Raw genomic sequence first — 14434 nt, 5'->3', positions numbered from 1 at the left:
TGATTTAAAATGAGACAATCTTAGGTTATTCGGGACTCTCATTCAATATGAATAACGCTAGATTATCATTATAAATCAATGTCTTGTAGAGATAGAGAGTGTTGATGAGGAGCATCCATGGTTTGTGCACGCGTTTGATTTGATTAAGGCGCGTGCAAAATACGAACTTTACAAGAATATCTTGAAAGATCCCGATTGTGCAACGGCAGCGTACAATGACTTTAACGAACAGTTGCATGAATTGCGTGCAGAGACATCTCAACGTCATAACGTGACCAGAATAATACCAACGGATTTTTAAGATGGTTTATTTTCCAATCGCTGATTACAGACCAGATGTTTCGGTCGTCAACGGTAGCTTTACGGATAGCCTTGTGAATGTTTTACCAGCAGATGGCGGTTACATACCCATGCCTAGTGCAATGGTTGTGTCTCATGCTTTGGAAGAAAAGCCCTTGGGGTGCATAGCGTTTAGAAGTGGCAATGGTGTTAAGATAATCGTAGGAGGCAAGCAAAAGCTTTACAGTTATGATAGTCAAACGCAGGGTTGGAAAGATATCAGCCAAAGTGGTGTGACGTATCAAGCAAATGAAGAGAATAAATGGTCGTTTGCTCTTTTTAAAAACATGGTTATTGCGGTGAATAAAAATGATAAACCGCAAGTTTTCAAGGTTCTTAGTTCTGAACGGTTTGAAGATTTAGAAGGCAATCCACCGAAAGCAGGATTGGTCAAAGTTTGGGGACCTTTTGTTTGTTTGATGCAATTGACAGATAATCCCAATCGCATTCATTGGTCTGGAGAAGGCGATGAAACTCTATGGGAGACTCAATATAATGTTAGTGGTTATATGGATTTCCAAGATGGAGAATATGTGCAGGGGGCAACAGAAACAACCAATCCCCTTATTTTTCTTCGTTCTGCTATTTATGCTGGTTCTTTGACGTTAGGTTCCAAGAGCCCGTTTGCTTTTCAAAAGATACAAGACAAGCGTGGAGCGCGCAGTGCAGCCTCTATAGCGTGTCGAGGGAGTGATGCTTTTTTTGCAGGTGATGGTGGTTTTTATCAGATGAGTTTGGATGGTCAACTTTTACCGATAGGTTTTGAAAAGGTTGATAGAACGGTTTTTAAAACATTTGATAAGTTTGCTCTTGATGAGATGCAAGGGGTTATAGATCCCATTGATAACCGGATTTACTGGTCCATAAAGAGAGGCAATAACGAGCAAACGACCTTTGTCTATGATTGGGGCTTGCAGAAATGGTCGACGCTACAGGGAAAACCTTTCACGTTGTTTCCAGTGTTTACGACAGGGTATACTTTAGAACAGTTAGATGAGATTTCGATCAATCTTGAGTCCTTGCCGGCTTCTTTAGACAGCCCTCGTTGGCAAAGTGGCGCTCCAATGCTTGGTGCTTTTGATGAAAACAATCGGCTTGTTATGTTTACAGGAGCCCCAATGGAGGCAACGGTTGTTTCGCAAGAAATGGGAGCACCAGATGGAAGTTTTAACTTTATCACGAAGATGTTTGCTGAAGTTGATACGACGGAAGGACTTTTAAGCATAGGGGAACGTCGGCTTCGCAATAATCAGACACCGATTATATGGCATAAGGAGAGGGCATGTTCATATGTCACGGGTGCTTATCATGGTCGTTCGCGCAATCGTTATCACCGCTTTAAATTGCGTATTCCTGAAGGCGTTCATTGGAACCAAATCACAGGGTTTAATGTGGATTTACGTCCTTTAGGCAGAGGGTAATGGCAAAAGTCTTTTTGACCACGTCTTGGGATATGGAGCGTATAGCGCCTTATCTTGAAGACATCATTGCGTCGTTTCGCGAGTATGTGGAACGTTTTAAACATGAAATCACGTTGCAAGAGCTCATTGAAGCGATTTGCAGTGGCAAGAAACAGTTATGGCTTGTTTTGGATGATGACGAACGCTTTTTAGCGGCATTCACGACCCAGTTACAGCAGACAGTTTTAGGAAAGAAGCGCGCTCTGATTTGTGAATGTAGTGGCAAGGGCATTCTTGATCAAGTTGACAATTTGAAATTTGTAGAGGATTGGGCGCGTGAGAATGGTGCTTCTGAAATGGAGATCTTGGGTCGTTTGGGTTGGAAACGTGCATTGGACAAGCAAGGTTACAGCATAGATATGCTTTATTACAGGAAGGAATTGTAACATGGGGAGCAAGACACCGACAACAACAGAACAAAAGCAGGTGCAGACAAGCGCTCCTCCCGCTTGGATGCAGAATGTCTTTAAGCGTGGGGGTGCAGATGCGTATAACATGTATGATACAGGGATGGGTGGTAATGTATATGGGGGACCTCGTGTTGCCCCGTTAAGTGCTCCAACTTATCAAGCAATTGGAGGTCTTGGAGCTATTCCTCATCAGTATCAGAATTATATGAATCATTTGATGAATACTCCAACATCGTCTGCGAGAAACCTTAACTGGATTGCATCTGGTGGTTTGATGGGACCGAATTCTCAATTTGATGAGGAACTTAAAGAGGGCTTAAGTGAAATAAGAAATAGTATTAATCGACAGTTTTTAGGTAGTGGTCTTTATGGCTCTAGTGCGCATAACAATGAGTTACAGAGGGGGCTTAATGATGAATTAGCTCGTATCAAGTATCGCCAGCGTGATAGAGATTTACAGCATATGATGCAAGCCAATTCGATGATTGATCAACTAAATGAAAACCGCTTAGGCATGATAGGCAACTTATTCCCCTCTTATAATAATGCCTATTCGAATATGTTGCAGGGGTCATCTGTTCTTAATGACTACAATCAACGCCTTGTTGATGCCAATAGAGAACGTTGGCTGGAACAAGACAATAGCGGCTGGAATAGGTTGAATATGCTTATGAACGCCGGTCATGGCTTTGCAAGANAGCCAATTCGATGATTGATCAACTAAATGAAAACCGCTTAGGCATGATAGGCAACTTATTCCCCTCTTATAATAATGCCTATACGAATATGTTGCAGGGGTCATCTGTTCTTAATGACTACAATCAACGCCTTGTTGATGCCAATAGAGAACGTTGGCTGGAACAAGATAATAGCGGCTGGAATAGATTGAATATGCTTATGAACGCCGGTCATGGCTTTGCAAGAAATTACGGCACGACAACGAATAATGTGTCAGAATCTAAGATGCATGGTAACGACCCTTGGAAGAACGCTATAGGGATTTTAGCTAGTATTGCTAATTTTGCAGGAAAAAAGTGAGGTAGTTATGCAAAATAGTAACGATAACATTTTATCAAGACTTCTTAAGTCTATGCATGTAATGAGCCAATATGTACCACGTATACGTTTCAACGATCTAGAAGACGCCAAACAACAGGAAAATAATTTACCTTATTTAACCCCTTCTTCCCCTATAGCAACTTTTGNAGACTTCTTAAGTCTATGCATGTAATGAGCCAATATGTACCACGTATACGTTTCAACGATCTAGAAGACGCCAAACAACAGGCAAATAATTTACCTTATTTAACCCCTTCTTCCCCTATAGCAACTTTTGGTTCACAATCAAATCCTTTAGGTTTAGCTAAAAATACTTCACCTTTACCAGATGTAAGTTCGTCTTTAAGATCGGCAGGCAGAAAACCGTATGTACCGTCTTCAGTCCCTTCTTTACCAGTAGCGATCTTTGGTTCACAACCAAATCCTTTAGGTATTGAACCTTTGCCTAATGCAATTGAAACTTCAGATTTGGCATCATTGAAACCAAAGCAGTCTCAATTACCAGAGCCTATTTCATCTGTAGAACCACAGAAGTCTGTACAGCCACAACAGAGTACTGTTCCTCACCAAGATACTGGTTCTCAACAGAGTTTTTGGGATTACTTGCGTAGTCCTGAGTTTTTACAAAGATTATCAGATTATGGGATTGGTTATGCATTATCAGATGGGACGATAGCACAAAGTTTAGCGAATGCAGCTATGAATCTTCGTCGTGGTGATATGGAAAGAGAAAAAAGAGGACAGGTTAACCAGACTGTCGAGTATCTAAAGTCCAAAGGCTACAGTGAAGAAGAGGCGCGGTTCATGGCTGGGAATAAAGATGCGTTGAATGCGTTTTTTGCACAAACGATCAACGGTGGAAACAGGAATCCACAATTTACCAATGACGGTAGGATGCTTGTGGAAGATCCGAATGCACCAGGTGGATATAGATATGTTACGGTTGAAGGTGGAAAAGCACATGAAGATATGCAAAAGCGTGAACAGTTGAAAAAATTACAAATAGTAGATGCCAAAATTATGAGAGAAAGTACATCACATGCAATAAATTCGGCTCTTGAGATACTTAAGGAAAATCCTAAGTCATCTACTGGTCCAATTGGTCAATTTTTACAGAATTTGTGGAACACACCGGCAGCACGTTTAAGGGATCATCTTGAAACAATCAGGGGAGGAGCAATGCTTCACAGGCTAGAGAGGATTAAAGCGCTATCACCTAATGGTGCTTCAGGATTGGGTAATTTGACTGATAAGGAAGGTGTAAGATTAGAAAATGTTTATGTTGCTTTGCAACAGAGTTTATCTCCTCAAGAGCTTATAAGGAATTTGCAACGTTTACAGGAGATTTATAACAAAGCAACAGATGCGCAATTAGCTATTTTGATGAATGATAACATAACAGCTGCGGATGTAGATGAAGCATTTGGAAGTGGTTCGCAACTATCACAAGGGAATTTGATAAATATACCAAAGATGAGTTTAGAAGAGGCATCTATTAAGGATAACGTACCTTATTTTAGGGACAGTTCTAGTGGTAAATTTTTGGTTGAGGATTAAATAGTAATGGACCCTTATAACATTTCTGAGAAGATGCGTTCTCAATATGTATATGCCAAGAATGGGAAGCGTTTTCGCGTAGTTGAAGATCCTGCTGAGATTGAAAAAATTATAAATTTACATGCTAACAGTTCATCTTCATCTCAATATGTATATGCTAAGAATGGGAAACGTTTCCGCGTAGTTGAAGATCCTGCTGAGATTGCGAAGCTATCTAATTCTTTTTCTGAAAGTCAACAAAACACAAAAGATCAATCAACTACAACAGATGATTTTTCATTTGATGATAAAGATCTTACGTGGCGGAATGCTGTTATGAGAAATAGCGCGTCTGGTGCGATGGCAGATTATTTTGACGAGATGAAAGCAGCGAATGAAGCGGGTTTTATAGATTATTGGCGTGGTGATAAGAAAGCAGAGGAGATATATAATAGACGGGTAGCCAAGGAACGTGCTTACCAAAAAGCCTTGCAAGAGAAATATCCTATTTGGTCCTCTATAGCTTATGCTGTTGGTTCACTTGTACCGACAGGACTCTCACTTTTTGTGCCTCCATTAAGGGCTTTGGCTCTTGCAAAGCATATGTCAACACTTAGAAATCTTGGTAATGCGGCGCTTTTAGGAGCAGGTTCAGGAGCTTTACATGGTTCAGGGGCGGGAGAGGGGCTTTCTGGTCGTCTTATATCGGCAGGGTTTGGTGGTGGTATTGGAACAGTAGCTGGTCCTGTTGGTTCTCTTGCCGGTACAGTTGCTTCTTGGGGTACAAAAAAAATGGCAAGGGGATTGCAACATGTTCCCTATATTCCCTTTATGAAAGGAGGGCATTTTAATCCTGCTCATAAGGAAGTTGAAACCAAAGCCGTTAGGGAAGTTGCAAAAACATTATATGATGATGGTGTTGAGAATGTTGCAGAGCGTCTTGGCTCTGCGCCCCGTCATGCATTTTTGACAGATATTAGTCCAAATTTAGAAGTATCCCTTGCGAATATGGGGAAGACAAATGTGCATGTTTCTGAACTTTTGAAAGGAGCACATGGGGAACGAGTGCAGAATGCTATTCACCGTATTGGTCAATCGGCAGATGAAAACATTACACCTCTTCAAGATACGAAAGTTTTAAAAAGGGTGCTTCAAGAGCAAGGAGAAAAAGAATATAAACATCTTTATGCAGAAGCAATGCAAACTCCCATAGCAAAAAAGCATTATCCAGCTCTTAATAGGCTTTTCAAAAATAAATGGTTTCAAAACGCTGTAAAAGAAGCAGTTGACACCTTAGAAGGAGACCCGCGCACAGCAATTGCTCAACGATTTTATGATAAAGATTTTATCCATATAAACTATAAACCCACAATGGCGTTATTAGATCAAACGAAGAAATCTATTGATGATTTAATCGAAAAGTCCCGGAATTTTGGTGATAAACAAAAGGCTACAGGGTACCAAATACTTAAGAATAATTTGGTAAAGATAACGGATGAAATCTCCTCTACTTACAAAGCAGCGCGGGCTAGTGTAGAAAAATATAAAGGTTTTCAAGAAGCGATAGAACAAGGCAAAAACATTGTACAGAGAGATGTTTCTGGAGAGGGGATTAAAGAAGGTCTTCGTAAAGGAGCAATGTCTAGTGGTCTCAATACTTATCATGTAGGGATGAGAGACTATATTGATGATCTATTAAAAGGTTCGCGTCCTGTTAATAGACTTTCGAATATTTTACAAACGGGTCGTATGTCAGATAATCTAAGCAGATCTTTAAGCTCTAAAAACATTCATGGGTTTAGAAAAGCTGTAGAGGATGAAAGGTTCTATGAAGATGCGGCGCAAAGAGCCCTAAAACCGTTTCAGGGAACGCCCGAACCTAATTATTTAACAGGTGTTAATCTACCGTACGGGAAAGTTAGTACAGCACGTGCAGGGGCAAAGATTACACAAAATATTTTATCTGATACGATTAGGAAATTACCTCAAAAAGAGAGACAAATACTTGAACGAGATATAGCGAAATTAGCAACTTTTGGCGTTAAAGGTATGAACCAGCAGGAAGTTGCTCAAATGTTACAAAGATTTATACGATTACATAAAGCAGGAATCGTTAGTGACCATTTGTGGCATTTCATTTCTTCGGTAATGGCAGGAGAAGCGGGAAGATTTTTAAGGAGTAAGGTTCAATGACCCGTTCTAGTCCGGTAGATGAAGCGATCCGTCAAGCAGCAGCGCGTTATGGTTTGCCAGAAAGCTATTTGTACCGTGTTGCGCAAGTGGAAAGTGGAGGCAATCCGAATGCAAGGAATCCCCGTTCTTCTGCTGGTGGGTTGTATCAATTTATAGACAGCACCGCCAAACAATATGGTTTGCAGGATAGGTTTGATCCCATGCAAGCAGCTGATGCCATGGGGCGGTTGACGCTTGATAATCGCAATCATTTAAGCCGCCTTTTGGGAAGAGCGCCTAGTGAAGCGGAATTGTATTTAGCACATCAACAAGGAGCAGGGGGAGCCGCGCGGCTTCTTCAAAATCCCCATGCCAATGCGGCGCAAATTGTTGGGAGCAATGCGGTTGGCTTGAATGGTGGAAACAACGCTATGCGTGCAAGTGATTTTGTCAACCGTGTATTACAGATGTATGGGGGGCAGCCTCATAGAGCAAGTCCTACAGCGCATGGTGGCATTAGAAATAGAGACAACTTTTTAGAGGTTTTAAGGGCATTATTAGCATCACAAGAAGAGGCTTCGGAAGAAGAAGAGAGTGATGATGATGATAATCCTTTGATGACGCAATTCATGCGGGCGTTTTACGGACCATTTTACAGAAGCTAGGATTCACGAGAAATGTCAACGATTTATGATTGGTCGCTTAGAGCGTCAGATAATACGCGCGTGGATAATTTGATTGATTGGTCCGAAGGACAGCATCCTAGCAGTGTGAACACAAGCGCCCGTGTGATGATGCAGCGCGTAAAGGAATACTTGTCAGACACGGGTGGAGAGCTTGAAGGCATTGTTACAAATGATCATGTCCAACAAACGAGTGTGATAAGACTTGCAAGCACTTCACAGTTTTTAGAGTATAAGAATGGTATCGTTTTGCGCTTTATGGCGACGGGTAAGAATGTTGGAGCGACCACGATTGTCTTAAATGCTTTAGATGGCAAGCCGGTTTATAAAGCAACAGAAACGGGTTTATCGCTNGCATTGTTACAAATGATCATGTCCAACAAACGAGTGTGATAAGACTTGCAAGCACTTCACAGTTTTTAGAGTATAAGAATGGGATTGTTTTGCGTTTTATGGCGACAGGTAGGAATGTTGGAGAAACCACAGTCTCCCTTAATTCTTTAGATGGCAAGCCGGTTTATAAAGCAACAGAATTAGGGGTTGGTCCTTTATCAGGAGGCGAAATCCAACAAGGGTGCATTTATACATTGTTTTATAATGGAGATCATTGGCATCTTGTTAATCCTACCCCACTCCCTTTAGAAGAAGAAGAAAGCAGTCTTTATCCCACGGGTTTTATAGGAACGTTTGGCATGCGTGGGATTCCAAAGGATTGGTTAATTTGCGATGGGAAGGCTTATTTGCGTCGTGATTATCGTGATTTATTTGAGACGATAGGAACGGTTTGGGGAGAGGGTGATGGCGCCACGACATTTAATGTTCCCGATTTTCGAGGGATGTTTTTACGGGGGCTTGATGGAGGGCGCCATATTGATGAGGGGCGTTCTTTTGCAAGTGTGCAAACAGATTTAATTGAGTCGCATCAACATCAAGGACAGAGCCTTTCGATGTCTCATTTTACCAGCAACGAAAACTTTTGGGATGGGAATACGACGGATGTGTTGGGCTATCGTCTAGGCTTGTTTGGGGGGAGTTCTCTAGCGAATTTTATGGGCATAGAGCGTGAGAATTTAGGGGGCTACATTGTAAGTTCTCATACTCTTGATGAGAACCAAGAGGTTGTTTTGGAGAGCACTGGTGAAGGCGAGACGCGTCCAGTTAATGTGAGTGTTCTGTTTGCGATTAAGACATGAGGTGTAAGATGTCGACGATCTATGATTGGTCTTTCAATGCCTCCTTGAATGCCTATTGTGATGATTTGATTGATTGGTCAAAAGGACAACGTCCTAGTAGTCTGAATAATAGTGCTCGTGTGATGATGCAACGTGTGCGTGAGTATTTATCGGATACGAGTGGTGTGATTGAAAGCACTTTTACGGTTGATGCTGAACACCAGACGACGTTGATAAGACTTCAAAGCCAATCGCAATTTTTAGAGTATAAGAATGGGATATCAATTTGTTTTAAAGCGAAGGGCANATGCCTATTGTGATGATTTGATTGATTGGTCAAAAGGACAACGTCCTAGTAGTCTGAATAATAGTGCTCGTGTGATGATGCAGCGTGTGCGTGAATATTTATCGGATACGAGTGGTGTGATTGAAAGCACTTTTACGGTTGATACTGAACACCAGACGACGTTGATAAGACTTCAAAGCCAATCGCAATTTTTAGAGTATAAGAATGGGATATCAATTTGTTTTAAAGCGAAGAGCAAGAATGTTGGGGAAACCGCAATTGCCTTGAATGATTTGGCGGCTAAACCTGTTTACAAGGCGACGGAATTAGGCATTCGTGTTTTATCTGGGGGCGAGCTTCAAAGGGGATGCATTTATAGCTTGGTTTATAGGGATCATGCTTGGCAAGTTTTAAATCCTACGCCTCTCTCTTTATCGCAAGAGCCGGTTATCCCTGTTGATCCACCAGGGACGATAGGGATTTTTGGGATGCAAGTTTTGCCAGATGGCTGGTTACCATGTGATGGGAAGGCTTATTTGCGTAGTGATTATCCTGCTCTTTATGAAGCGATAGGGATCAGGTGGGGAGGCGCTGATAGTTGGACGAAGTTTAATGTTCCCGATTTGCGTGGTGTTTTTTTACGAGGTGTTGATGATGAGCGCGAGATAGACCGCTTTCGTTATCTTGGCACTTTACAAAATGACGCAATGAGAAAGCATGATCATAGTGGTCAATCCTTTACGATTTTGAATGATGAAAATCAGGAAGAGAGTTGGCATGGTGATATGACGATCATCTGGGGATATGTGTTGAATGACCAGCAAAGATTGAAGCTTGCTGAACGTTTGGGCGTGAGAGCAGAGGATATACGCGTGCACCATAAGCTCGCCTTTCCCCATTCCCACCTTCATATGCGCGATGTTGTTTGGGCTCGTTCAGGTGTAAGTGAGACGCGCCCGATTAATATGAGTGTTGTGTTTGGAATCAAGACGTGAGGTTTAGATGTCCACGATTTATGATTGGTCTTTAACGGCATCTGAGAATGGTGGTGCTGATGCTTTAATTAATTGGTCAGAGGGACAGCACCCTAACACGGTTAATAATAGCGCTCGTTTTATGATGCAACGGGTAAGTGAGTATTTATCGGATACGGGGGGTGTTCTTGAAGGGATTGTGACGGTTGATAATAACCAAAAGACGAGCGTGATAAGGCTTCTAAGCCAATCGGCATTTTTAGAGTATAAGAATGGCATATCGGTTTGTTTTAAAGCGAAGGGCAAGAATGTTGGGGCGACAACAATTGCTTTAAATAATTTAGCTGGTAAGCCCGTTTATAAGGCGACAGAAACCGGTTTATTAGCCTTATCGGGAGGAGAGATACAAGATGGCTGTCTTTATACCGTTATTTACGATGAAGATATAACTGGTTGGCAAATTCTCAATCCGACAAGGGGCAAAGTTTCTTCCTTAAAACGTTTACCTTCCGGTCTGATAGGACCGTTTGCAATGGAGCGCTTGCCAGATGGTTGGTTGCCATGTGATGGGAAGGCTTATTCGCGAAGAACGTATAGAGCCTTGTTTGAAGTAATAGGGACGACGTGGGGAGAAGGTGATGGCGCCACGACGTTTAATGTTCCCGATTTTCGAGGAATGTTTTTACGGGGACTTGATAATGAACGCAATTTAGACCCTTGGCGTTCTTTTGCAAGTATACAATCCTGTTCTTTAAAAGCGCACGAACATTTTATAGGTCCAGCGTCATCAGAAGGTCTTTCTTCTCGAAAAAAACGGGATGTTTCTTCTACTGAAGCGCCCGTGACAAGGCGCAAGAGATCTGTAGACGAAGAGTGTGTAGGTTTGAGTGGGGATGCTTTGGACAAGTGTAATCAAGAATTTGACCAAATAGCAGGAAGTCCACAGGTAGAGACTCCCTTTTGGTTTACAGAAAAAGACAAGCCGCCGCGTTTACCTTGGTTTATCAGGAGCCCCTTTGCTAATTTTTTATATTATTCAATGCCTATAACAGAAGGTCTGAATGACAGAGAGCATCATGAACATCATCTCATGGCAGAGAGGGTTGGTGGTGTTGAAACGCGCCCCGTTAATGTGAGTGTAGTTTATGGGATCAAGACATGAGGAGTTGAAATGTCATTAAAACCGTTTGCGATATCAGAGATTAGCGACCCGTCTCAAGTACGGGTCGTTTTGTATTCTGGGGGAGGTTTTGTACATGCGCCGCTTACTGGCGTTTTTGATTTACTGAAAGCAGCATTGAAAACAGAGCTTGATGGTTCACTGAAAGATTTAGAGAAGCGCTTAGAGGCGTTAAGCGAAGAGCTTGAAGATTTGAAAGAGTGTTCATTTTAGGTTTAATGGAGGAATAAAGCAGATGAAAATACCTGATCATAGTCATGAGTATCTGATACCAATAGCCACGAAAGAGGAAATCAGAGAAGGAACTTCGCAAGATAGCGTTGTTGTTCCGAAGATTTTAGGGACGGCATCTTTGTATTCGTATGAAACCTTTGCGCCGTTAGAGCAGGTTGTTAATGCAAGACAAGAAGCAGAAAAAGCCATGTCGCGTGCGAATGGTGCGCAACAGGTTGCAGAAGAGGCGAAAAAAGTATCGGAAAGAGCGCTTACAGAAGTTACCAAAACGGGTGAAGCGGTTACAGCAGTAACAACAACGGCTAATCTTGCAAAAGATACAGCAGATACAGCCAAGGGATTAGCCGAAGAAGCCAAGAGTGCCTCTGATGCCGCCAAGCAAATGGCAGAAGAGGCGAAGGCAGGATTTGATAGAGCTACAGGGGAAATAAGTAGTACGAAAGGTTCATTGTCTACGGCATTGCAAAGTTTTGTAGAGGTCAAGCAGGCAAGTGAGAACGCCGTCCATGTCTCGACAGAAGCAAAGAGATTAGCCGATGAATCGAAATCCATTGCTGAACGTGCAGAACAAACAGCGAGAGATGCTTCCCAAACAGCAACAGAGACGAAGCAAGTAGCCGCAACAGCGGTAGCGACGTGTCATGAAGTTAAGACAGTAGCGACACAAGCAAGTATGAAGGCAGATGGAGCCAAACAGACAGCCGCTGATGCGAAGGATATTGCCGAAGAAGCAAAAGGTTTATCGGAACGGGCGTCATCTTCTGTTACAGAACTTACAAAAACAGCGTCTCAAGTACAAACGGCAGTAGAGAAGGCATTAACGGAGTCAAGAGAATCCAAACAGATAGCAGAGTCATCTAAGACACTCTCAGAAGAAGCCAAACAACTTGCAACAGAAGCCCAAAATTCCTCTACCAATGCGCTTACAGAAGCGAATGCAGCGAAGGATAAAGCATCTACAGCGCTTACCTTAGTCAATGATGTCAAGAATATTTCTGAAGAAGTGAAAGGTATTGCAGAAACGGCATTATCGACCGCTACCACAGCTAAACAGGCTGGTGATGAGATCGGGCAAAAAGCTTTAGAAGCGTTAACGAAGTCGAGTGAAGCTAAGAGCACAGCAGAGACGGCAGAAGAGAAAGCCGCAAGAGCCGAAAAGAAGGCGGATGATGCGACAGTTACAGCTTCTGAAGCCAAGACTATGGTGCAAGAAGCAAAACAAGCGTTAGAGACATCAACAGCGCAACAAGATGCTTCAGAAGCACTGTCTAAAGCCGCTGAAGCGAAGAAAGTAGCAGATCAGGCAGCAACGTTAGCCAATGAAAGTAAAACGACAGCTGTTGAGGCAAAAGGTTTAGTGGAGGAAGTAAAACAATCGGTAGCGACAGCGACAGAAACAGCAGAGAGCGTAGCTAAGGAAGCCAAAGTAGCATCAGAAAGCGCTGTTACAGTTGCGAATGCAGCGAAGAGCACAGCAGAAGAAGCCAAGAGTGCAGCGGAGCAAGCAAAAGAAGAAGCTGATACGACGAAGCAAGGGCTTGGAGAGGTCAAGAGTTCATTAGACACGGTGACAGCAACGACAAATTCTGCGAATACAGCCGCCTCTGAGGCAAAAGTGTTAGCGGAAGAAGCGAAGAGTGCATTGACAGAAGTTCAAGAGAAGGCACAGAGGAACAGTGACAGTCTTTCTGAACTTCAAGGTAAGGTAGGTTCTCTTTCCACTAAATTTTTAGAGAATGTGCGTTTTCATCAACCTGACAGAATTCTGGAAGCCGATCCGAAAAATAGAAAAGGTCTTGTGATCAATGACGGGGCATGTTTTCGCTTTTATCATGGTGAAGAGAATGGGGGTAGGTACCTCTTTTACCGCATTCCAGGGCGTGGAAGGATGACTTTTGACGAAGATCTTGAAGCAGGAAAGGATTATTATATATATCTCATCTTAAAAGATCAGACGAATGCGCTATCCTTTGAAATTTCGCAAAATCCAACGGCTCCTGATGGCTATACAGAGGATAATTCTGAAAAGATCGGTGGATTTCATACGCTATGTGCGGATGTTGGTGAGATTGAAGGTCATCTCTTATCGGGTTATCAAGCGGGGGATGTTTTGCCCAATTCTGTTTGGTGTTTAAATCACCGCCCACGTAGTAGTCCAGAAGGGATGGTTTACAATCCGTGGCATAATATTTGGGTTGATATTTATCTTCAATCAGGGACAGGTGTAAATGCAAAGTCTGCCTATGGTGTTCCGATTACAACCAATCGTAGCTATGCGAATCATGCCTTTGATTTTTGGTCTGTTAATAAGAGATTTTTGACGAGTGATGAGTTTTCGCCATGCATGTATGGAAGTAATCAAGCAACCAGTATTGTCGGCAATCAAGCGCCTTCTCCTAAGACGTCTGGAGGACACGTTGATACAAACAATAGACGGATGATTTCGCATATCGGTTGTGAGGATGGTTGCGGTTATGTTTGGCAATATTTGTCTGGTTGTTATCCAGTGACGAAATGGCATACAGGGGAGCAAGGAAGCAGTTTGCGTGTAGACATAAATGTTATGTTGGCAGGAGGCGATTGGACTGGTGGCTCTAACAATGATCATCTTGTACGGAATTTTGCGCATTCTCGTTATGTAGAAGATGAAAAAATAGGCGCCCGTGGATGTAGCGAGCCACTTTATTATAATTAACGCAAGATTGATTAGAACATCATTTTATCCAGCCCCACTTTTGTGGGGCTTTTTTTATGGAGCGTCAGATGAGAAAGATATCGAAAGAAGGATTAGAGCTTATCAAACAATGGGAAGGTTTGCGTTTAGAGGCATATAGAGACACGGCATGTATCTGGACGATTGGTTATGGTCACACCAGCAATGCGGGTCACCCCCTTGTCAAAAAAGGCATGTGTATTAGCCAAAAGCAAG

11 protein-coding genes and 3 pseudogenes are annotated in these 14434 nt (G+C 42.5%); all 14 read left to right on the top strand.

All coding sequences use genetic code 11. The annotated features are described in order from the left end of the window. Positions 1-82 precede the first annotated feature (82 nt). Positions 83-301, top strand: a pseudogene (locus tag ACFIL2_RS05025) (hypothetical protein); the annotation flags it as partial. Position 302: 1 nt separating this feature from the next. Further along, entirely contained in the window at positions 303-1760 is a 1458-nt protein-coding gene (locus tag ACFIL2_RS05020) for a hypothetical protein (RefSeq protein WP_375680557.1), read from the top strand. Next, on the top strand, positions 1760-2185 hold the full coding sequence (locus ACFIL2_RS05015; RefSeq protein ID WP_375680556.1) for a hypothetical protein: 426 nt from the start codon (positions 1760-1762) through the stop codon (positions 2183-2185). Before ACFIL2_RS05020 ends, ACFIL2_RS05015 begins: the two co-directional genes overlap by 1 nt. A gap of 1 nt (position 2186) precedes the next feature. Next, positions 2187-2921, top strand: coding sequence for a hypothetical protein (locus ACFIL2_RS05010; protein ID WP_375681700.1), 735 nt, complete (start codon positions 2187-2189; stop codon positions 2919-2921). After that, positions 2909-3247 (top strand): annotated as a pseudogene (locus ACFIL2_RS05005) (hypothetical protein); the annotation flags it as partial. The gene ACFIL2_RS05010 and the pseudogene ACFIL2_RS05005, both read left to right, overlap by 13 nt. 183 nt (positions 3248-3430) lie before the next feature. Then, the gene (locus ACFIL2_RS05000) at positions 3431-4825 is read left to right on the top strand and encodes a hypothetical protein (protein ID WP_375681698.1); all 1395 of its coding nucleotides are present in this window, start codon (positions 3431-3433) and stop codon (positions 4823-4825) included. A 6-nt stretch (positions 4826-4831) separates the two neighbouring features. Continuing rightward, positions 4832-6997 (top strand): glycine zipper family protein, encoded by a 2166-nt coding sequence (locus ACFIL2_RS04995; RefSeq protein ID WP_375680552.1) that lies wholly within the window; start codon positions 4832-4834, stop codon positions 6995-6997. After that, on the top strand, positions 6994-7641 hold the full coding sequence (locus ACFIL2_RS04990; protein ID WP_375677198.1) for a transglycosylase SLT domain-containing protein: 648 nt from the start codon (positions 6994-6996) through the stop codon (positions 7639-7641). The genes ACFIL2_RS04995 and ACFIL2_RS04990 overlap by 4 nt, the downstream gene beginning before the upstream one ends. A gap of 29 nt (positions 7642-7670) precedes the next feature. After that, positions 7671-8849: pseudogene (locus ACFIL2_RS04985) on the top strand (hypothetical protein); the annotation flags it as partial. A gap of 255 nt (positions 8850-9104) precedes the next feature. Beyond that, a complete protein-coding gene (locus tag ACFIL2_RS04980; RefSeq protein ID WP_375681697.1) occupies positions 9105-10112 on the top strand; it encodes a phage tail protein in 1008 nt (335 codons plus the stop codon). 7 nt (positions 10113-10119) lie between these two features. Beyond that, positions 10120-11253 carry a phage tail protein gene (locus tag ACFIL2_RS04975; RefSeq protein ID WP_375681696.1) on the top strand — a complete coding sequence of 378 codons (1134 nt, stop codon included), beginning with the start codon at positions 10120-10122 and terminating at the stop codon, positions 11251-11253. Between the two features lie 9 nt (positions 11254-11262). Next, positions 11263-11484 (top strand): hypothetical protein, encoded by a 222-nt coding sequence (locus tag ACFIL2_RS04970; RefSeq protein WP_375679990.1) that lies wholly within the window; start codon positions 11263-11265, stop codon positions 11482-11484. Positions 11485-11506: 22 nt separating this feature from the next. Then, positions 11507-14200 (top strand): hypothetical protein, encoded by a 2694-nt coding sequence (locus ACFIL2_RS04965; protein ID WP_375681695.1) that lies wholly within the window; start codon positions 11507-11509, stop codon positions 14198-14200. A gap of 68 nt (positions 14201-14268) precedes the next feature. Beyond that, positions 14269-14434 (top strand): lysozyme (locus ACFIL2_RS04960; protein WP_375681701.1); only part of this gene is annotated, 166 nt, incomplete at its 3' end.

The organism is Bartonella sp. AP30XZML, assembly GCF_042195945.1.
Lineage (GTDB): Bacteria > Pseudomonadota > Alphaproteobacteria > Rhizobiales > Rhizobiaceae > Bartonella.
The sequence above is the reverse complement of the archived record's forward strand: the minus strand, read 5'-3'. Positions and strand labels throughout refer to the sequence as shown.